Raw genomic sequence first — 990 nt, 5'->3', positions numbered from 1 at the left:
TCACCGGCCTCGACCTCGACCCAGTCATTGTTCAACCGGTAAACCGCCTTTCCCTCAAGCACATAGAGGCCGTGTTCCATCACATGGGTTTCGAGGAAAGGGATGACCGCACCGGGTTCGAACGTCACCACCGTCACATGCATGTCGTGGCGCAGGTCACTCGGATCGACAAACCGCGTTGTCGCCCATTTGCCATCGGTGCCAGGCATTGGGGTCGGCGCGATATCGTTTTCATTAAGCACGAGGATATCCGGAATACCCAGCCCCTCAACGGCCTCATAGGCTTTGCGAATCCAATGGAACCGCAAGGTGTCATCGGAGTGGTTGCGCAGGGTCCAATCGCATCCGGGCGGTAGATAGGCATAGCCGCCAGGCGTCAGCTCATAGTGCGTACCTTCAGCGATCAGCGTTGCGGTGCCTTCGACTACGAACAAAACACCTTGGGCCTCGGGGTTGGTCTCGGGCCGATCCGAGCCACCGCCCGGCTGCACCTCCATGATGTATTGCGAGAAAGTCTCGGCAAATCCTGTCAGCGGGCGTGAGATCACCCATAGGCGCGTATCGTCCCAGAATGGCAGAAAGCTCGTCACGATATCTCGCATAGTGCCCTTGGGGATCACGGCATACGCATCCGTAAACACGGCGCGGTCCGTCAGCAGCTGGTCTTGTCCGGGGTGGCCGCCATGGGGTGCATAGTATTGCGTGTTCATGTGTGCTCCTGAAAAAAAGCCGTGCCCGTTTACATATGCTCCGGTTCCGAGGATCGAACCAGCCGTAAGGAGGCGACAGCTCTCTCTGCGAAAATTTGACAATCATGGAAATTGTTTGGGGATTTTGAGGATTCACCTTGTACCGGACGATTTTCTGATTGGCCTCTCAAGATCGCAATGCGATGGGCGATACCGCCGTCAATATTTCGGGTTTTGGCCTTGCCGATGAAGAAGTCACAATTGCCGAAGTTCTGAAATCCGTAGGCTACAACACCTCGCA

General features: G+C 56.0%; 1 protein-coding gene. It reads right to left on the bottom strand.

Translation table 11 applies throughout. The features are described 5' to 3' along the window. The coding region (locus tag ACR0E6_RS21615) for a bifunctional allantoicase/(S)-ureidoglycine aminohydrolase (RefSeq protein WP_480587182.1) at positions 1 to 710 on the bottom strand (710 nt) is incomplete at its 3' end. Positions 711 to 990: the final 280 nt, after the last annotated feature.

Source organism: Ruegeria sp. AP12 (assembly GCF_056540025.1).
Note: the sequence above shows the minus strand (reverse complement) of the source record. Positions and strands in the feature narration are given on the sequence as shown.